Consider the following 19,567-nt stretch of genomic DNA (forward strand, 5'->3'; position numbering starts at 1 on the left):
AGAAACGGGTGGGGTGTCGAGACATGGGTGTGTTCCCTCACCTTTTCCTCGCCACTCCACCCGTTTCTCGATGAAGCTGCCGTGGTCTCAGCCGAAGAGCACCTGCGCCTCTTCCCAGCGATGCAGCGGCACCGATTTGAGACTGTGCACGGCCGAGGACATCTCCACGGAGACGATGTCCGTGCCTTTGAGGCTGGCCATCTTCCCCCAGTGGCCATGCTGGGCGAGGTCGACCGCCGCCATGCCCAGCCGCGTGGACAGTACGCGGTCGTAGGCGGTGGGGGAGCCACCTCGCTGCAGGTGTCCCAGGATCGTGGCCCGGGATTCGATTCCGGTGATCTCTTCGATCTTGGGAGCGAGGTAGTTCGCGATCCCGCCGAGGCGGACGCGGCCCTTGTTGTCCACACCGTGGTCGGCGACCTGGGAATCGAACCCCTCGGGAACGAACCCCTCCGCGACGACGACGATCGGTGCACGCCCGCGATCTTTGGCCGAGGTCACCCATTCGGCGATCTGGTCGAAGTCGACGGGGAACTCGGGCATGAGGATCGCATGGGCGCCTGCTGCCATGCCCGCGTGCAGGGCGATCCAGCCGACGTTGCGTCCCATGACCTCGATGACCATGCAGCGGTGGTGCGATTCGGCCGTGGTGCGCAGCCGGTCGATCGCTTCCGTGGAGATGGACTGAGCGGTGTCGAAGCCGAAGGTGTAGTCGGTGTTGCCGAGGTCGTTGTCGATGGTCTTGGGAACGCCCACGATGTGCAGACCCTCCTCGCTGACCAGCCGCGAGGCCCCAGCGAGAGTGCCTTCGCCGCCGATGGCGATGAGCGAATCGATGCCGTGTGCGGCCATGACCTCGCGCATGCGCTCGGGACCGCCGTCCTCATAGGGATGGGTGCGTGAGGTGCCGAGGATGGTGCCGCCGCGACCGGAGAGGCCTCGGACATCGAGCATGGTCATGTCGAACATGTCGTCGTGGAACAGACCTCGCCAGCCGTCGCGGATGCCGACGAATGAGGCATTGTGGGTGCGGATTCCCTTGCGGACGATGCCGCGGATGACAGCGTTGAGGCCTGGGCAGTCTCCGCCCGATGTGAGTACGCCGATCTTCATTCCAGTTGACCCTGATCCTTTGCTCGGTAGCCTTTGGCCAGATGGACATCGTGTCCGGCCATGAGTGAGAAGCCCTTGAGGACGACGGTGCCGTTCGATCCGTCGCCTCGCGCGGACTGACGGACCTCATTGCCCGCCATGATGTTGATCGTCTCGTCGCGGATGCGCACACCCGGCGGGACGTAGATGTCGTTGCCGCCCCACATCGAGTAGGACACCAGTTCGACGGTCACACCCGGTCCCATGACGGCGCACAGATCGATATTGTCCCCGCCCATGAGCGCATAGGTGGTGACCTGTCCGGTGCCCGGCGCCACGTCGATCTCTCGACCGGACATAATGGCCACCGAGTTCGTAGGCGGGGCGGAACCCGGATCGACGGCCGGGCTGAGCTCGGTCGGTGCCCGTCGCTGCAGAGCCGACCCCGGGCCCGATTCCTGATCGTGACCGGTCTGGCGGGCGAGTCTCTGGTGGAGGCGGTGGCCCTCCGGCAGATCGTCGATCAGCGGCATGAGGTCGTCGAGGAACTTCGCAGAGATGGCATCATCCTGCCGCTGCGCGGTCTCCTCGGGGTCGAGGCGTCCGTTCGTCACCGCCTCCGTGATCACGGAGAGGACCTCGTCGCGGTCCTTGTCGGAGGCACGGATCCGGCGCTTCGGGGCAGGGGAGTCATCTTCGGCCATGGCCACCAGTGTAGCGGGAATCACCCGCACGGACCGGGCCTTCCGACGAGGCGGTCGGACAGGGCGCTGTGCCGTGTCGGCCCGTCCACAGCCGGGCCACAGCTGCGACCGATGGTGGGCCTAAGCGGGGACGCGAATGTGGTCCCCATGAGATACGAGAGCAGCGCCGGGAACCATCCCGAAGCGCACCCAGCAGCCCCGTCCCTGCGAACGCCCACGACCGTCGACCTCGTCGTCCCGGTCTACAACGAGGAGGCTTCGCTGGCCGTCTCGATCGAGACTCTCCTCGCCGCCGATACCGGTCGCGGAATCGAGGTCACGATCATCATCGCCGACAATGCGAGCACCGATTCGACCCCGAGAATCGCCGCAGCGCTGGCGGCCGAACACCCGAACGTCGAATACGTGCGGCTCGAGCAGAAAGGCCGCGGGCGCGCACTGTCCCGGGTGTGGCAGTCCTCGACGGCGGATATCGTCGCCTATACGGATGTCGATCTCGCCACCGACATCCGAGTCCTCGAGCCGATGGTCGAGGTGATCCGCTCGGGACTGGCCGATGTGGCCATCGCGTCCCGTCTGCAGCCCGGTCTTGCGGTCGAGCGGGGCATCAAGCGCGAGATCATCTCCCGCTGCTACAACCGACTGCTCAAGCTCAGCCTCGGTGTCAGGTTCAGCGACGCTCAATGCGGTTTCAAAGCGCTGTCGCAGGGTGCGGCGAGAGACCTGCTCCCGCAGGTCGAGGACAGCGAGTGGTTCTTCGACACGGAGCTGCTCGCTCTCGCCGAGTGGGCCGGGTACCGCATCCACGAGTTCGGCACGGACTGGACGGATGACCCCGACTCCTCCGTCGACGTGGTCAGCACGGCGTGGAAGGACATCAAGGGCATCGTCCGGCTGCGCACGGGCGGACGCATCCGGACCAGTCACGAAGTCCCGGCACCGAACACCGGGGCGCAGATCCTCCACTTCATCGACGTGGGGATCATCAGCACCGTGCTCTACGCCGTGCTGTTCCTCCTCGGCATCCAATTCGTCTCGGAACCCACGGCGAACATCATTGCGCTGCTCCTTTCGACGATCGCGAACACCGCCCTCAACCGGGGCCACACCTTCGGGGTGAGATCCCCGCACCGCCGACTGACCTCCCAATTGAAGGGTCTGGCGGCCTTCGGCCTGTGCCTGGCCTTCACCTCGGCAGGTCTGGCCGTCGCAGATGGATTCACCGGACCCTGGGCAACTGTCGGCACGCTCGCCGTGCTGACGGCGGCGAACCTCGCCGCCACTGTGGTCCGGTTCGTGCTCATGCGCACATGGGTCTTCGCCCGCGGTTCCCACCAGAGCGTTCACCCCGCCACCACGACTACTGCAGCCGGAACGGCGCTCCCGAACGACAAGGACATCGACCATGTCTGAAACCCCCACCCGATATGCCCGCACCCGCGGACTGCGACGGCACTGGTACCCGATCACACTCACCGTGCTCACACTCGGCACGATCGCGGCGTTCCTCGCCAACCTCACGGCCAACGGCTGGGCGAACTCCTTCTATGCGGCGGCTGTGCAGGCCGGATCGGAGAACTGGGAGGCGTTCCTCTTCGGCTCCCTCGACTCGGCGAACGCGATCACCGTCGACAAACCCCCGGCCTCCCTGTGGCTGATGGCCCTGAGCGCCCGGGTCTTCGGCTTCTCTTCGTTCTCGATGCTCCTGTCCCAGGTCCTCCTGGCCGGGGTGAGTGTGCTCCTCATCGTCCATTCGGTGCGGCTGAGCCTGCGATCCCATGTCGGACCAGGGCTTGAGAAGGCCGCCGCTCTGGGGGCCGGCGTGATCTTCGCCGTCTCCCCGGTCGTGGCGCTGATGTTCCGGTTCAACAACCCGGACGCGCTGCTCGTGACCCTGATGATCGGTGCGGTCGTCGCGACCCAGCACGCCCTGCGCACGCTCACCGAGGCCCACCGGCGACGCCCGTCCCGCCGCATCGCCGGCTGGCTCATTCTCGCCGGAGTCTGCCTCGGCCTGGGGTTCCTGACCAAACAGTTCCAGGTCCTCCTCATCGTCCCAGGCCTCGCTGTGTCCTGGGTGCTCTTCGCCCGCACCTCCTGGCCACGCCGTCTGCTGTGGCTGCTCGTCCCGCTCGGGTCGATGATCGTCAGCGCCGGCTGGTGGATCGCCCTCGTCGAGCTCACCCCTGCAGGCTCCCGACCCTACGTCGGCGGCTCGCAGTCGAACTCCTTCCTCGAGCTCACCTTCGGCTACAACGGCTTCGGACGGCTGACCGGCAACGAGACCGGGTCCGTCGGCGGAGGAGGCGGCGGCCAGGGCGGCGGATGGGGCGAGACGGGCGTCACCCGCCTGTACACCGGCAGCTTCGGCCAGCAGGTGTCGTGGTTCCTGCCCACCGCACTGTTCCTCCTGATCGTGACGATCGTTCTCCTCATCCTCGCCGAGGCGGCCCGCCGTCGCCGTGTCCCCACCGTCACGGACGGAACCGTTCCGACCGGAACACGTTCGACGGACACCATCCCGGACACCGTCACTGACAGTGAGAAGGACGCCGGCCTCGCGGTGCGCGCGTCCGGCGCAATCGGCGGGGGCAGCCTCGGCGCGGGACTGCTGATGTGGGGTGCATGGCTGATCGTCACGTGGCTCGTGCTGTCGAATATGAACGGGATCGTCCACGAGTACTACACGGTTGCGCTCATTCCCGCGATCGCCGCCGTCATCGGCCTCGGCGTCGCGGTGCTGCTCGCCCGTGACGGATTCCTCCCACGTCTGCTGCTGGCGGTGGCTTGGGCCCTGACCGGAGCGTGGCAGTTCATCATCAGCTCGCAGATGACCGGGGTCCCGGGCGTCCTGCGCTGGTGCGTGCTCATCGTCTCGATCCTCGGCGCTCTGGTCCTCATCGTCACCGCGCACCGGCGGATCGGCACGGCGCTCGCCTCGGTGCTCGTCGCGCTGGCCATCCTCGGCAGCGCTGCGATTCCGGCTCAGCTGGCCGTGCGCACGATCGCCGGGACGACGCAGGGATCGATCGTCACGATCGCCGGCACGAGCTCGGGCATGGGCGGTGGACCCGGCGGTGGCGGAATGCCCGGCGGCGGCGTCAGACCCGGCGGAGGCGCCGGCGGCACGGATGGCACGACCGGTGGCACGCCCGGTGGGACACGCAATTCCGAAGCCGGCAAGGGCAGTACCGGGGGGATGCCCGGCGGAGGAGGCGGGATGGGCGGTCTGCTCAACGGATCCGAACCCTCCGACGAACTCACGCAGCTGCTCGAAGAGGATGCCGCGGACTACACGTGGGTGGCTGCGACGACGGGGGCGAATCAGGCGGCGGGATACCAACTCGCGCTCGAAGAGCCCGTGATGGCGATCGGCGGGTTCAACGGCACCGATCCATCGCCCACCCTCGCCGAGTTCAAACAGCTCGTGTCCGACGGCAAGATCCACTACTACATCGGATCGGGTTCCGGTGGTGGTCAGGGCCCCGGCGGAGGGGACTCGGACTCCGCCTCGTCTCAGATCGCGGCCTGGGTCGAGTCGAACTATGAGGCGACGACCGTCGACTCCGTTTCGCTCTACGATCTCAGCGCAGATTGAGGGGATAATCGATCCATGACTCCGACAGAGAACCCGCCGGCACGAATCCTCATCGTCGACGACGAAGCTAATCTCGCTGAGCTCCTCGTCATGGCCTGCAGGGTTCGCGGGTGGGAAGCCGAGGGGGTCGGCACGGGTCGTGAGGCGGTGGCGCTGGCCCGCAGCGAGCACTTCGACGCGATCGTCCTCGACGTCATGCTGCCCGACCTCGACGGTTTCGCCGTCATCGAGAAGGTCAGGGGAGAGGGCATCGACACCCCGGTGGTCTTCCTCTCCGCAAGGGATGAGGTCGATGACCGCCTCACCGGCCTCCGCCTCGGCGGGGACGACTATGTGACGAAGCCGTTCAACCTCGACGAGGTCATCGCACGGATCGAAGCTCGGCTGCGGCGCAGCGTCCCGGCGGGACCGGCCGACGACGAGGATGTGCTGCGAGTCGGCGACCTCGAACTCGACGAGCGTTCGCATGAAGTCACCCGTGACGGCCGGCCGATCGAGCTCACCGCCCGTGAATTCGAGGTGCTGCTTCTGTTCATGCGCAATCCTCGGGCGGTCCTGTCGAAGGCGCAGATCCTCGACCGAGTCTGGGACTACGACTTCGGCGGCAACGGCAACATCGTCGAACTCTACGTGTCCTACCTGCGGAAGAAGATCGACGCGCCGTTCCCGGACTTGCCGAACCTCTTCCACACGAAGCGCGGGGCAGGCTACATTCTGCGGGCGGAGCAGTGAGACTGCGGCGGTGGCGGCTGCAGACGAGGCTCATCGTCCTCGCCGGCCTCGTGCTTCTGCTCGTCGGTGCCGGAATCGGCACAGCCTCGTGGCTGAGTGTGCGCACCTCTCTGATGTCCGACCTCGACGAGCAGCTGACGTCGATGACCTCGCATGCGCGCAGCGGGGGACCAGGGTCGGGTCCGGGTGCGGGACCCGGCACCGAATCGACGTCGGCGGTCGACTCGGCTCTGCGTTTCCTCTTCCAGCCGGGAGTCGGTGACGGCGCGCTCGCCGTCGTCGACTCCGGCGGTGGGGGAGAGGGGCTCATCGCCGAGGCGGGGCTGAACCGACCCCGGTCCCTGTCGACGGACGCGATCGAGGCTCTGCTGTCGGTCGAGCCCGGGACCAGCGAGGCCAGCCACGAATCCGTGCGTGTGCCCGGGTTCGGCGTCTATCGAGTCGTGGCCTTCGAGGAAAACGGAACGAGGACCGTCTACGGGGTTCCGCAGGGCAGCGTCGATGCCGCGTTGGATCGCACCGCATGGACGACCTCGGTCGTCGTTCTCATCGGCGTCCTGATCACCGCCGGTCTCATGGCCGTGATCATCCATCGCCAGCTGCGTGATCTCAGGGACGTCGCCCGCACCGCGCGTGAGGTCACGGACCTCGAGCTCAGTGCCGGAAAGCCTGAGCTCGCGCTGCGCGTACCGTCCGAACTCGCGATTCCCGGGACAGAGGTCGGCGATGTCGGGGCTGCGGTCAATCGGATGCTCGACCATGTCGGGACCGCCCTCGACGAGCGCTACCGGGGCACGGAGCAGATGCGCCGCTTCGTCGCCGATGCCTCCCACGAGCTGCGCACGCCGATCGCGACGATCCGCGGCTGGGCCGACCTCACCCGCCCGTACCGTGATGCTCTGCCCGCCGAGGTGGCCACCTCCTTGGGCAAGATCGATTCAGGAGCGATGCGGATGTCCTCCCTCGTCGACGATCTCCTTCTCCTCGCCCGACTCGAGGCCGGTCGTCAGCCGACGAGCGAGGACACGGTCGATGTGTCATCGCTGCTCGTCGAGCTCGTCGAGGATGCCCATGTGGTCAATCCCGACCACAGGATCTCCCTCGACGTGCCACCGGAGGCCCTCGAGGTGCGCGGAGCGGCTGACCAGGTCCGTCGGGTCGTGTCGATCGTACTCACGAACGCCTGCGTGCATACGTCCCCGGGCACCACCGTGCACGTTGAGGCGCAGGCGTTGCGGAAACCGGTGTCGGGGCAGCTGCCGAGCGACGTCGTGTCGATCCGCATCAGCGACGACGGTCAGGGCATCCCACACGAGATTCGGGACCGGGTCTTCGACCGCTTCGTGCGTGGGGACCCCTCGCGGGCACGGCAGGACGGAGCCAAGGGAGGTTCCTCGGGGCTGGGGCTGGCGATCGCCGCCGGTCTCGTCGATCTCATGCACGGCAGCATTTCGATGTCGAGCACGGAAGCAGGAACGACCTTCGAACTGCGCCTGCCCGCTGCCTGAGTCGAATCGCACAGGCTGGTCACAGGCGCGGCTGGGAAGGGCTACAGCGCACGGACCGAAAGTGGAATCACTGACAACCAGAGGAGATTCCATGACCGAGAACCACAACACCGACCGCGACGGCATCCGGGACCACGACGGCGCGGAGAGTTCGGCCGGACCGCGGCCGTGGGTGAACCCCTACGAACAGTCTGCGCAGAGTACACAGTTCGGCAGCACCGCAGGACCGCGGAAGCAGAAGCGGAGAGTCCCGCTCGTCCCAGCGGTGCTCGCCGGTTCGGCCCTGTTCGTCGTCGGCGGTCTCGCCGGGGGAGCGATCGGGGTGTCGGCGGCAACAGCGTCGAACGATTCGGAGACGAGCCAGGGTCCAGGAGGCCAGAACGGACCCGGCGGAATGGGCGGCCAGCAAGGCGGCGGAGGCGCGCCGAGCGGTCAGCCGAAGGACGGAGGAATGCCCGGTGGGCAGTCCGACGGCATGGCGGGAAGTCAGAGCGGCAGCGCCGATTCCGGCGGTGCCTCCGACGGATCCAGCTCCGACGGATCCAGCTCGGACGGACCCGCCTCGGACGGGACGAATTCGAGCGGAACCGGCTCCGACGGGAGCACACAGAACGGTTCGTCTGCCGGCTCGGGATCCGATACGGATGCCGACGGATCGGATTCGAACGCCGACATAACCTCGGCGGATACGAACGATACGACGATCGAGAACGCGGCAGTCACGCACTTCGATGAGATGTTCACCGGATTCGCCGTCCTCGGCCGGGACGAGTGACGAACAGGACTCCCGGATACGACGAAGCCCCCACCGCAATCGGTGGGGGCTTCGTGCCGTGAGTTCAGGGGACCTCTCAGACCACTGAGCTCGCCGCGGGCGGACCTCAGCGCTTGAGGTCGAAGCGGTCGGCTTCGACGAGCTTCGTCCACGCCTTGACGAAGTCGGAGACGAACTTCTCCTTCGCATCATCGGAGGCGTAGACCTCGGCGATGGCGCGCAGCTCGGAGTTGGCTCCGAAGAGCAGGTCGATCCGGCTGCCGGTCCACAGCTTCTCGCCGTCGGCGGAGAAGCACTCGAAGACGGTGGCCGTGTCGGACTCGCCGACCGGCTTCCACGTGTTTCCGAGTTCGAGCAGGTTGACGAAGAAGTCGTTCGTCAGCTCACCCGGACGGTCGGTGAGGACGCCGAGATCGGAATCCTCGTAATTGGCACCGAGCACCCGCAGGCCGGCGATGAGGACGGTGAGCTCGGTGGTGGTGAGTCCGAGCAGGCTGGCCTGGTCGAGGAGCAGGTACTCCGCCTTCATCGGCAGGTCGTCGATGAGGTAGTTGCGGAATCCGTCGTGAGTCGGCTCGAGGTAGGAGAACGAATCGACGTCGGTCTGCTCCTGGGAGGCGTCGCCGCGTCCGGTCGAGACCGGAACGGTGATGTCGTGACCGGCGCTCTTCGCCGCCGTCTCGACGCCGACGGCGCCGGCGATCGCGACCACATCGGCGAAGGAGGCGCCGGTGCTCTCGGCGATGCCCTCGAGCACCTCGATGACCGAGGCGAGCTTGGCCGGTTCGTTGACGGCCCAGCTGCGCTGGGGTTCGAGGCGGAGACGACCGCCGTTGACTCCGCCGCGCATGTCGGAGACACGGTGCGACGAGGCGGCCGCCCAGGTGGTCGACACCAGCTGGGACACGCTCAGACCCGAATCGCGGACAGCGGCCTTGACCGCCTCCAGCTGGCTCTCGTCGAGCTGGGTGCCGGCCGGAACCGGATCCTGCCAGATGAGATCCTCGTCGGGGACCTCGGGGCCGAGATAGCGATCGCGCGGGCCCATGTCACGGTGCGTGAGCTTGAACCATGCGCGGGCGAAGGCGTCCTCGAAGGCGCCCTGATCGTCCTTGAAGCGACGCGAGATCTTCTCGTAGACCGGGTCGACGCGCAGCGACAGGTCGGTCGTGAGCATGCGCGGCTCGCGACGCTGGTCGCCCTGGGCCATCGGCACCATGTCGTCGCCGCCGTTGTCCTTCGGACGCCACTGCACGTGGCCGCCCTCGTTCTCGAACACCTCCCACTCATAGGCGAAGAGGATGTGGAAGAACTCGTTGTCCCACCGTGTCGGGTGGTAGGTCCAGGTGACCTCGAGTCCGCTGCCGACGGTGTCGTTGCCGTGTCCCGTGCCGAAGTCGCTCTTCCAGCCCAGGCCCTGCTCCTCGATGGGAGCGGCCTCGGGATCGGCGGACTTGTGGGACTCGGGCGCTGCGCCGTGGGTCTTGCCGAAGGTGTGCCCGCCGGCGATGAGGGCGACGGTCTCCTCGTCGTTCATCGCCATCCGACCGAAGGTCTCACGGATGTCGATCGCGGCCTTCGCCGGGTCGGGCTCACCCTCCGGGCCCTCAGGATTGACGTAGATGAGGCCCATCGTGGTCGCGGCGAGCGGCTTCTGCAGCTCGCGGTTGCCCGCGTATCGCTTGTCGGTGCCCAGCCACTCGGTCTCCGAGCCCCAGTACACGTCGTTGTCGGGTTCCCAGACGTCCTGGCGGCCGCCGGCGAAGCCGAAGGTCTTGAAGCCCATCGACTCGAGCGCCACGTTGCCGGCGAGGATGAACAGATCGGCCCACGAGATCTTCTTGCCGTACTTCTTCTTGATCGGCCAGAGCAGGCGGCGAGCCTTGTCGAGTCCGACGTTGTCGGGCCACGAGTTGAGCGGAGCGAAGCGCTGCTGGCCTTCGCCGCCGCCTCCGCGGCCGTCCTGGACGCGGTAGGTGCCGGCCGAGTGCCAGGCCATGCGGATCATGAACGGTCCGTAGTGACCGAAGTCGGCGGGCCACCAGTCCTTGCTGTCCTTCTGCAGGTCGGCGATGTCCTGCTTGAGGGCGAAGTAGTCGAGGCTGTTGAATTCGGCCTCGTAGTCGAAGTCCGGATCCATCGGGTCGCGGGCGGGCTGGCCCTTGGCGAGGATCTTGAGGTTGAGGCGGTTGGGCCACCACTGAGCGTTGGCATCGCCCTGGACGGGGTTGACCAGCTGGTCCGAATCCGGCGCCGCAGCCGGATCCGTGGAAGTGTGGGCGACCGGGCAGCCGCCGGTGGTCGTCTGGGTCATCGTGTTCCTTTCACAGTCGAGTCGCGTTCGACGACTCGGATGACGGGATGGGCAACCCTCGCAGAAAGGGCATAGTCGTGTCCTCGGAAGAGGACGGGTGGTGATGAACGGAAGCGGGGGTCACACGGCCGAGAACTGATCGTCGCCGGTGCGCTGGGCACCGGCGGCCGCGCAGCCAGGGCACAGGCCCCAGAATGTCACTTCGGCCTGATCGATGACGAAGCCGGCATCGTGGGACGGCGTCAGGCACGGAGCCTGACCGATCGTGCAGTCGACATCGACGATGAGACTGCATGACCGGCACACCAGATGATGGTGATTGTCCCCGATGCGGCGTTCGTACCGAGCCACAGAGCCCGAAGGCTTGATGCAGCGGAGGAGCCCTACCTCGGTGAGAGTGTGGAGCGAGTCATAGACAGCCTGGTGGGAGACCGCCGGCAGCGATTCCCGGACCGAGCGGATCACGGTCTCGGTGTCCGCATGCGGGTGATCCTGCACGGCGTCGAGGACTGCGACCCGCTGTTTCGTCACACGCAGCGACGTCTGCCGCAGAGCCGCGGCAGCGTCTTCGTCGTGTTCATGCTTCGTCCCGTTCACAGCACCAGAATGCCTGCTTCTCTTGAACGAGTCAAGGAAAGTGACGGCAGGTCCTCGCCGAGGCGGCCGGTGGGTCGCGCTGTGAGTGCCGGTGTCCGGGTGGTGCGGTTCGCCTGCAGTTGAGGGCGATGTGGTTGTTCGGCGTCGTCCGAGGTGAGAGGCGTGATCGTCAGGGCGAGCGATGCGCTGCGTGATTTCCGCGGCAGGGCGGGGTAAGATGGATGATCGCCATTTTGACCAGACGTGCTCGAGAGAGATATTCTGGTAGGCGACTGATTGTGTTATCTGCGTCGTCGATCGATCCTGCCGGGTGTTCTGTGAGGCCCGGAATCCCTGAGAGAAGTCGTCGCTGCAGGCCGCCGAGAAGTCGTCGCTGCGCTTCCGTGTCCTTGCGACACACCCGGGCGCAGGGGTCGATGACTCGCGTGGTTACTGGCATCGGGAGCCAAGCTTCACCCGGTGTCCGGTCGGATATGTCCCACGGTTCACAGAGACGACTGCGGTCGTGGCCGACATTGGGAATTAGGTCTATCGAGAAGCAAATGGAGAACGCTTAGTGCCGACTATCCAACAGCTCGTCCGCAAGGGACGGCATGTCAATACAGCAGGATCGGACGCTCCTGCCCTCAAGGGCAGCCCGCAGCGTCGTGGAGTGTGCACCCGTGTGTACACCACTACCCCCAAGAAGCCGAACTCGGCTCTTCGCAAGGTCGCTCGTGTCAAGCTTTCGAGCCAGATCGAAGTGACCGCATACATCCCGGGCGAGGGACACAACCTGCAGGAGCACTCGATCGTGCTCGTGCGCGGTGGCCGCGTCAAGGATCTGCCCGGTGTTCGCTACCGGATCGTCCGCGGTTCGCTCGACACCCAGGGTGTCAAGGGTCGCCAGCAGGCCCGCAGCAAGTACGGTGCGAAGAGGGAGAAGAAGTAATGCCACGTAAAGGTCCTGCACCCAAGCGACCGATCGTCGTTGACCCGGTCTTCAGCTCACCGCTCGTCACGCAGCTGATCAACAAGATCCTGCTCGACGGCAAGCGCTCGACCGCAGAGCGGATCGTCTACGGTGCCCTCGAAGGCACCCGCGAGAAGAACGGCAACGACCCCGTTGTCAACCTGAAGAAGGCTCTCGACAACATCCGTCCGTCCCTCGAGGTCCGCTCCCGCCGTGTCGGCGGTGCGACCTACCAGGTGCCGATCGATGTTCGTCCGGCTCGTTCGACCACCCTGGCTCTGCGGTGGCTCGTGGGATACTCCCGCCAGCGCCGTGAGAAGACCATGACCGAACGACTCATGAATGAGATCCTGGACGCCGGCAACGGCCTCGGCGCAGCAGTCAAGCGCCGCGAGGACACTCACAAGATGGCCGAGTCCAACAAGGCCTTCGCCCACTACCGCTGGTAATCGCCTGCCCTGTGCGCCGGTCGGCGGACCTCGTCCGCGAGTTCCGTCGGCCAGCTGTACGGGGGAGTCGAGCAAATCATCGATTGAGAGAGAGACACCGTGGCACTTGACGTGCTCAGCGACCTGAACAAGGTCCGTAATATCGGCATCATGGCCCACATCGATGCCGGTAAGACAACTACGACCGAACGCATCCTCTTCTACACCGGCGTGAACTACAAGATGGGTGAGACCCACGACGGCGCCGGCACCATGGACTGGATGGACCAGGAGAAGGAACGCGGCATCACGATCACGTCGGCCGCGACGACCTGCTACTGGGACAACAACCAGATCAACATCATCGACACCCCCGGTCACGTTGACTTCACGGTCGAGGTCGAGCGTTCGCTGCGCGTCCTCGACGGCGCCGTCGCTGTGTTCGACGGCAAGGAGGGCGTTGAGCCCCAGTCCGAGACCGTGTGGCGTCAGGCCGACAAGTACGATGTTCCGCGCGTCTGCTTCGTCAACAAGATGGACAAGCTCGGTGCTGACTTCTACTTCACCGTCGACACCATCAAGGAGCGCCTCGGCGCGAAGCCGCTGGTCATCCAGCTGCCGATCGGAGCCGAAAGCGACTTCGCCGGTGTCGTCGACCTGCTTGAGATGAAGGCCTACATCTGGCCCGATGAGACCAAGATGGGTCAGGACATGACCGAGGTCGAGATCCCCGAGGATCTCAAGGACAAGGCTGTTCAGTACCGTGCGCAGCTCGTCGAGGACGTCGCCGAGAGCTCGGAAGAGCTCATGGAGAAGTACCTCGAGGGCGAAGAGCTCACGACCGCTGACGTCAAGGCCGGCATCCGCGAACTCGTCATCAAGTCCGAGGCCTTCCCGGTCATGTGCGGTTCCGCGTACAAGAACAAGGGCGTGCAGCCCATGCTCGACGCGGTCATCGAGTACCTCCCCTCGCCGCTCGACGTGCCTCCGATGATCGGACACAACCCGAGCAACGACGAAGAGGAGCTGACCCGCAAGCCTTCGACGGACGAGCCGTTCTCGGCTCTGGCCTTCAAGGTCGCATCCCACCCGTTCTTCGGCTCGCTGACCTATGTGCGCGTGTACTCCGGTCACGTCAAGTCCGGTGAGCAGGTGCTCAACACCTCGTCGGGCAAGAAGGAGCGCGTCGGCAAGCTCTTCCAGATGCACTCCAACAAGGAGAACCCTGTCGAAGAGGCATTCGCCGGCCACATCTACGCCTTCATCGGTCTCAAGGAGACCACGACGGGCGACACCCTCAGCGACCCGGCGAACCCGATCGCTCTCGAATCGATGACCTTCCCGGAGCCTGTGATCTCCGTGGCCATCGAGCCGAAGACCAAGGGCGACCAGGAGAAGTTGTCCTCGGCCATCCAGAAGTTCGTCAAGGAAGATCCGACCTACCAGGTCGAGCTTGACGACGAGACCGGACAGACCGTCATCCGCGGAATGGGCGAGCTGCACCTCGACATCCTCGTCGACCGCATGCGTCGCGAGTTCAAGGTCGAGGCGAACGTCGGCAAGCCGCAGGTCGCCTACCGTGAGACCATCCGTCGCACTGTCGAGAAGTACGATTACACCCACAAGAAGCAGACGGGTGGATCGGGACAGTTCGCGAAGGTCCAGGTCACCTTCGAGCCCCTCGAGGTCGAAGGCGATACGATTTACGAGTTCGAGAATGCGATCACGGGCGGACGCGTTCCGCGCGAGTACATTCCGAGCGTCGACGCCGGCATCCAGGACGCCATGCAGTTCGGTGCCCTCGCCGGTTACCCCATGGTGGGTGTCAAGGCCACTCTGGTCGACGGCGCCTACCACGATGTCGATTCTTCGGAGATGGCATTCAAGATCGCCGGTTCGATGGTCTTCAAGGAGGCCGTCCAGCGGGCGAACCCGGTTCTTCTCGAACCGGTCATGGACGTCGAGGTGCGTACCCCTGAGGAATACATGGGTGACGTCATCGGCGACCTGAATTCCCGGCGTGGACAGATTCAGTCGATGGACGATGCTTCCGGTGTGAAGGTCGTCAAGGCTGTGGTCCCGCTCTCGGAGATGTTCGGTTACATCGGTGATCTGCGGTCGAAGACCCAGGGCCGTGCGGTGTACTCGATGACGTTCTCCAGCTATGCGGAGGTCCCGAAGGCTGTTGCCGAGGAGATCATCCAGAAGGTGCGCGGCGGAGAGTAATCTCCGAATTCCGGTCGCCCCGGTGATCAAGAACATGGTCGCCGGAATGAAAGATAACCAACAAAAGGTCTAAGATATGAACCGCATATCTTTTGACAACCACGAGGAGGAACCCAGTGGCAAAGGCTAGTTTCGAACGGACTAAGCCGCACGTCAACATCGGCACCATCGGCCACGTTGACCACGGAAAGACCACCCTGACCGCTGCGATCACCAAGGTCCTGGCGGATCAGTACCCGGATCTCAACGAGGCTCGCGCCTTCGACCAGGTCGACAACGCACCTGAGGAGAAGGAGCGCGGCATCACCATCAACGTCTCGCACGTTGAGTACCAGACGGAGAAGCGTCACTACGCTCACGTCGATGCCCCGGGTCACGCCGACTACGTGAAGAACATGATCACCGGTGCCGCTCAGATGGACGGTGCGATCCTCGTCGTTGCCGCCACCGACGGCCCGATGCCCCAGACTCGTGAGCACGTGCTGCTCGCGCGTCAGGTCGGCGTTCCCTACATCGTCGTGGCTCTGAACAAGTCCGACATGGTCGATGACGAAGAGCTCCTCGAGCTCGTCGAATTCGAGGTTCGCGATCTGCTCTCCAGCCAGGAATTCGACGGAGACAACGCTCCTGTCGTTGCCGTCTCCGCTCTCAAGGCGCTGGAAGGCGACGAGAAGTGGGTCAAGAGCGTCCAGGAACTCATGGCAGCCGTCGACGAGAACGTTCCCGAGCCGGAGCGCGATGTCGACAAGCCGTTCCTCATGCCCGTTGAGGACGTCTTCACGATCACCGGTCGTGGAACCGTCGTCACCGGTCGTGTCGAGCGCGGCGTCCTCCTGCCGAACGACGAAATCGAAATCGTCGGCATCAAGGAGAAGTCGTCCAAGACGACCGTCACCGCTATCGAGATGTTCCGCAAGACCCTGCCGGATGCCCGTGCAGGTGAGAACGTCGGTCTGCTTCTGCGTGGCACCAAGCGCGAAGACGTGGAGCGCGGTCAGGTCATCGTGAAGCCGGGTTCGATCACCCCGCACACCAAGTTCGAAGCTCAGGTCTACATCCTGAGCAAGGACGAGGGCGGACGTCACAACCCGTTCTACTCGAACTACCGTCCGCAGTTCTACTTCCGGACCACGGACGTCACCGGCGTCATCACGCTGCCTGAGGGCACCGAGATGGTCATGCCCGGCGACAACACCGACATGTCGGTCGAGCTCATCCAGCCGATCGCTATGGAGGACGGCCTCCGCTTCGCTATCCGCGAGGGTGGACGCACCGTCGGCGCCGGTCGAGTCACCAAGATCAACGCCTGATCTGACTCACTGAGTACCACCGGCTAGGGCCGCAGTTCTTCGGAACTGCGGCCCTTCCGCATGTTCGGGCCGCACCCGCCGGCAACCGGCCAGATGCTGCAGACGGGGGAGTCATCGAAAGGCGGCTGATGGACGACCGGCACGAATCGGATTCGCTCCGTCCTTGAGAGTTCCCTCACAGGAACCGTTCCCGGAATTGCGCGGATGAAGTGCTCTATGCCAAGATAGTGAGGTTGCGTTTTGGGCGTTGACCCCTGCACTGCGGTAGTGATACCGCGAACAGCCCGAAACACTATCGGATCGATGAATCTGCACCATGCGGGTTCGGACCGAGCAGCCAGTGAGTAGAAGCGCCGTCGGCGCTTGGGGGAGAAGTGAGAATTTCTCCGCCAGGATTAGCCGACACGCCCGACCTCGGGGGTCGGTCATGGTCAGCCGGCACAGACGGCAGCGAGTCACAGACGCTCTGCGAGTTGATGGCCGGAAGCAACTAAAGAAAGAGACGACGCCATGGCGGGACAGAAGATCCGCATTCGGCTCAAGTCGTACGACCACGCTGTGATTGACAGTGCTGCACGCAAGATCGTGGACACCGTCACTCGCGCAGGTGCGACTGTTGTGGGCCCCGTGCCGTTGCCAACGGAGAAGAACGTTTACTGCGTCATCCGTTCGCCGCACAAATACAAGGACAGCCGTGAGCATTTCGAGATGCGCACGCACAAGCGTCTGATCGACATCGTCGACCCGACGCCGAAGGCAGTCGACTCGCTGATGCGTCTCGACCTCGCTGACGACGTCAACATCGAGATCAAGCTCTAAGGGAGGCAGCAATGGCGAACACTCGTTCATCCGCTCTCCCGACCACCCGCAAGGTCAAGGGCCTTCTGGGAACCAAGCTGGGCATGACCCAGGTCTGGGATGAGCAGAACAACCTCGTGCCGGTGACCGTCGTGGCCACCGGAAACAACGTCGTAACTCAGGTCCGCAACGAGGAAACCGATGGTTACCCCGCTGTGCAGATCGCGTTCGGCGAGATCGATCCTCGTAAGGTCAACAAGCCGACTGCAGGCCACTTCGAGAAGGCCGGCGTGACCCCACGCCGTCACCTCGTCGAGCTGCGCACTGCTGATGCTGCTGACTACGCACTCGGCCAGGAACTCGGCGTCGACACGTTCGAAGCCGGACTCAAGGTCGATGTGACCGCGAAGACCAAGGGCAAGGGAACCGCCGGTGTCATGAAGCGTCACGGCTTCTCCGGTGTCGGTGCCTCCCACGGTCAGCACCGCAACCACCGCAAGCCAGGTTCGATCGGCGGAGCCGCGACACCTGGTCGCGTGTTCAAGGGTATGCGCATGGCCGGCCGTATGGGCGCTGTCAAGCACACCACCCAGAACCTCACGATCCACGCCGTGGACAACGAGAACAACTTCCTGCTCATCAAGGGCGCCGTTCCCGGCCCCAAGGGTGGAGTCGTCCTCGTTCGCTCGGCCGCGAAGGAGGCCTGAACGTCATGACTGATGTCAAGACAGTCGACGTCATCGATGCCGCTGGTGCCAAGGCCGGCTCCGTTGATCTGCCCGCCGAGGTCTTCGGCGTGCCGACCAATGTGCCCCTGATCCACCAGGTCGTCGTTGCACAGCTGGCTGCGGCCCGTCAGGGTACGCACAAGACGAAGACCCGCTCCGAAGTTCGCGGCGGCGGTCGCAAGCCCTACCGTCAGAAGGGAACCGGCAACGCCCGTCAGGGTTCGATCCGCGCTCCTCAGTACAACGGCGGTGGAATCGTGCACGGACCGGTCCCGCGCGACTACTCACAGCGGACCCCCAAGAAGATGAAGGCCGCCGCTCTGCGCGGAGCCCTGTCGGATCGTGCACGCCTCGATCAGGTCTTCGTGATGAAGAACCTGGTCACTGGCGACGCCCCGTCAACCAAGCAGGCGAAGGCCGCACTGGCCGGTCTGTCCGAACGCAAGAACACCCTCGTGGTGCTCGATCGTGACGACGAGCTCAACTACCTGAGCGTGCGCAACCTGCCCCACGTCCACGTGCTCACCGCCGATCAGCTCAACACCTATGATGTGCTGCTCGCCGATGACATCGTGTTCACCGAGGCAGCTCTGGCCGCGTTCCTGAGCGGAAACCGCAAATCGGAGGACGCATCATGAGTCTGAACTTCAAGGACCCGCGCGACATCATCGTCGCACCGGTCGTCTCGGAGAAGACCTACAGCCTGATGGACGAAGGCAAGTACACCTTCCTCGTCGACCAGGACTCGAACAAAACCGAGATCAAGCAAGCCATTGAAACGATCTTCGATGTGCAGGTCGCCAAGGTCAACACCCTGAACCGTCAGGGCAAGCGCCGCCGCACCCGCACCGGTTGGGGAAAGCGCAAGGACACCAAGCGTGCCATTGTCGCCCTCAAGGACGGATCGATCGACATCTTCGGTGGATCGCTCTAAGCGATCCTTCGTCAAAGAAGGACAAGACTCATGGGAATCCGTAAGCACAAGCCGACGACCCCGGGCCGCCGTGGCTCGTCGGTCGCCGACTTCGTCGAAGTGACCCGGTCTACACCGGAGAAGTCGCTTCTGCGCCCGCTGCCCAAGCGCGGCGGCCGCAACAGCCAGGGACGCGTGACCACCCGCCATCAGGGCGGCGGTCACAAGCGTCAGTACCGTGTCATCGACTTCCGCCGCCATGACAAAGATGGCGTTCCGGCGAAGGTCGCGCACATCGAATATGACCCGAATCGTACGGCTCGCATCGCTCTGCTGCACTATGCAGACGGAGAGAAGCGCTACATCATCGCCCCGCAGAACCTCAAGCAGGGCGCTCAGGTGGAAGCCGGTCCGGGTGCAGACATCAAGCCGGGCAACAACCTTGCCCTGCGCAACATCCCAGTCGGCACCGTGGTGCACGCAGTTGAAATGCGTCCCGGTGGCGGTGCCAAGATCGCTCGTTCTGCCGGTTCGTCCGTGCAGCTCGTGGCGAAGTACGGCCGTTTCGCACAGCTGCGGATGCCTTCGGGCGAAATCCGCAACGTCGATGCGCGCTGCCGTGCGACGATCGGCGAGGTCGGCAATGCCGAGCAGTCGAACATCAGCTGGGGCAAAGCAGGCCGCATGCGTTGGAAGGGCAAGCGCCCGACCGTCCGCGGTGTCGTGATGAACCCGATCGACCACCCGCATGGTGGTGGCGAGGGCCGTACTTCGGGTGGTCGTCACCCAGTCAGCCCGTGGGGTCAGTTGGAGGGCCGCACACGCCGGCCGAACAAAGAGAGCGACAAGTACATCGTGCGCCGTCGCCGGACCGGCAAGAAGCGCTGATTGG

The 19,567-nt window shown here is 64.8% G+C and carries 18 protein-coding genes; 14 read left to right on the forward strand and 4 right to left on the reverse strand.

Annotated features, from left to right (window positions below; translation table 11 throughout):
• Window positions 1–87: 87 nt before the first annotated feature.
• Together ACSBQT_RS15805 and ACSBQT_RS15810 are read right to left on the reverse strand one after the other, a co-directional pair.
• Window positions 88–1,113, reverse strand: a complete 1,026-nt coding sequence (locus tag ACSBQT_RS15805; RefSeq protein ID WP_410710541.1) for an ATP-dependent 6-phosphofructokinase — start codon at window positions 1,111–1,113, stop codon at window positions 88–90.
• A complete protein-coding gene (locus ACSBQT_RS15810) occupies window positions 1,110–1,796 on the reverse strand; it encodes a DUF1707 SHOCT-like domain-containing protein (RefSeq protein WP_410710540.1) in 687 nt (228 codons plus the stop codon). The genes ACSBQT_RS15805 and ACSBQT_RS15810 overlap by 4 nt, the downstream gene beginning before the upstream one ends.
• Window positions 1,797–1,943: 147 nt before the next feature.
• Here ACSBQT_RS15810 and ACSBQT_RS15815 point away from each other — a divergent pair, with 147 nt between their 5' ends.
• From ACSBQT_RS15815 to ACSBQT_RS15835, 5 genes are all read left to right on the forward strand, one after another.
• Entirely contained in the window at window positions 1,944–3,209 is a 1,266-nt protein-coding gene (locus tag ACSBQT_RS15815) for a glycosyltransferase (RefSeq protein ID WP_410710539.1), read from the forward strand.
• Window positions 3,202–5,394, forward strand: a complete 2,193-nt coding sequence (locus ACSBQT_RS15820) for an ArnT family glycosyltransferase (RefSeq protein ID WP_410710538.1) — start codon at window positions 3,202–3,204, stop codon at window positions 5,392–5,394. Before ACSBQT_RS15815 ends, ACSBQT_RS15820 begins: the two co-directional genes overlap by 8 nt.
• 15 nt (window positions 5,395–5,409) lie before the next feature.
• Entirely contained in the window at window positions 5,410–6,126 is a 717-nt protein-coding gene (locus ACSBQT_RS15825) for a response regulator transcription factor (RefSeq protein WP_410710537.1), read from the forward strand.
• Window positions 6,123–7,634 (forward strand): sensor histidine kinase, encoded by a 1,512-nt coding sequence (locus ACSBQT_RS15830; protein ID WP_410710536.1) that lies wholly within the window; start codon window positions 6,123–6,125, stop codon window positions 7,632–7,634. Before ACSBQT_RS15825 ends, ACSBQT_RS15830 begins: the two co-directional genes overlap by 4 nt.
• A 91-nt stretch (window positions 7,635–7,725) precedes the next feature.
• Window positions 7,726–8,409 (forward strand): hypothetical protein, encoded by a 684-nt coding sequence (locus ACSBQT_RS15835; RefSeq protein ID WP_410710535.1) that lies wholly within the window; start codon window positions 7,726–7,728, stop codon window positions 8,407–8,409.
• Between the two features lie 106 nt (window positions 8,410–8,515).
• Here ACSBQT_RS15835 and katG read toward each other — a convergent pair whose 3' ends face one another.
• Both katG and ACSBQT_RS15845 read right to left on the reverse strand, forming a co-directional pair.
• A complete protein-coding gene (katG, locus tag ACSBQT_RS15840; RefSeq protein ID WP_410710534.1) occupies window positions 8,516–10,723 on the reverse strand; it encodes a catalase/peroxidase HPI in 2,208 nt (735 codons plus the stop codon).
• Between the two features lie 120 nt (window positions 10,724–10,843).
• A complete protein-coding gene (locus tag ACSBQT_RS15845) occupies window positions 10,844–11,320 on the reverse strand; it encodes a Fur family transcriptional regulator (RefSeq protein WP_410710533.1) in 477 nt (158 codons plus the stop codon).
• 556 nt (window positions 11,321–11,876) lie between these two features.
• Between ACSBQT_RS15845 and rpsL the strand changes: the two genes are divergently transcribed.
• From rpsL to rplB, 9 genes are all read left to right on the forward strand, one after another.
• The gene (gene rpsL / locus ACSBQT_RS15850) at window positions 11,877–12,251 is read left to right on the forward strand and encodes a 30S ribosomal protein S12 (protein ID WP_025777935.1); all 375 of its coding nucleotides are present in this window, start codon (window positions 11,877–11,879) and stop codon (window positions 12,249–12,251) included.
• Window positions 12,251–12,721, forward strand: coding sequence for a 30S ribosomal protein S7 (gene rpsG / locus ACSBQT_RS15855; protein ID WP_039206341.1), 471 nt, complete (start codon window positions 12,251–12,253; stop codon window positions 12,719–12,721). Before rpsL ends, rpsG begins: the two co-directional genes overlap by 1 nt.
• 99 nt (window positions 12,722–12,820) lie before the next feature.
• Entirely contained in the window at window positions 12,821–14,926 is a 2,106-nt protein-coding gene (gene fusA / locus ACSBQT_RS15860) for an elongation factor G (RefSeq protein ID WP_410710532.1), read from the forward strand.
• A gap of 116 nt (window positions 14,927–15,042) precedes the next feature.
• The gene (gene tuf, locus ACSBQT_RS15865; RefSeq protein WP_410710531.1) at window positions 15,043–16,236 is read left to right on the forward strand and encodes an elongation factor Tu; all 1,194 of its coding nucleotides are present in this window, start codon (window positions 15,043–15,045) and stop codon (window positions 16,234–16,236) included.
• Window positions 16,237–16,746: 510 nt separating this feature from the next.
• A complete protein-coding gene (rpsJ, locus tag ACSBQT_RS15870; RefSeq protein WP_009379191.1) occupies window positions 16,747–17,055 on the forward strand; it encodes a 30S ribosomal protein S10 in 309 nt (102 codons plus the stop codon).
• Between the two features lie 11 nt (window positions 17,056–17,066).
• Window positions 17,067–17,741 (forward strand): 50S ribosomal protein L3, encoded by a 675-nt coding sequence (gene rplC, locus ACSBQT_RS15875; protein WP_101546942.1) that lies wholly within the window; start codon window positions 17,067–17,069, stop codon window positions 17,739–17,741.
• A 5-nt stretch (window positions 17,742–17,746) separates the two neighbouring features.
• Window positions 17,747–18,400: a 50S ribosomal protein L4 gene (gene rplD, locus ACSBQT_RS15880; RefSeq protein WP_264801027.1), complete on the forward strand. Its 654-nt coding sequence runs from the start codon at window positions 17,747–17,749 to the stop codon at window positions 18,398–18,400.
• The gene (rplW, locus tag ACSBQT_RS15885; RefSeq protein ID WP_025777929.1) at window positions 18,397–18,696 is read left to right on the forward strand and encodes a 50S ribosomal protein L23; all 300 of its coding nucleotides are present in this window, start codon (window positions 18,397–18,399) and stop codon (window positions 18,694–18,696) included. The genes rplD and rplW overlap by 4 nt, the downstream gene beginning before the upstream one ends.
• A 30-nt stretch (window positions 18,697–18,726) precedes the next feature.
• Window positions 18,727–19,563, forward strand: a complete 837-nt coding sequence (rplB, locus tag ACSBQT_RS15890; protein WP_025777928.1) for a 50S ribosomal protein L2 — start codon at window positions 18,727–18,729, stop codon at window positions 19,561–19,563.
• Window positions 19,564–19,567: the final 4 nt, after the last annotated feature.

Source organism: Brevibacterium sp. H602 (assembly GCF_051172395.1).
In the GTDB taxonomy this organism is placed as follows: domain Bacteria; phylum Actinomycetota; class Actinomycetes; order Actinomycetales; family Brevibacteriaceae; genus Brevibacterium.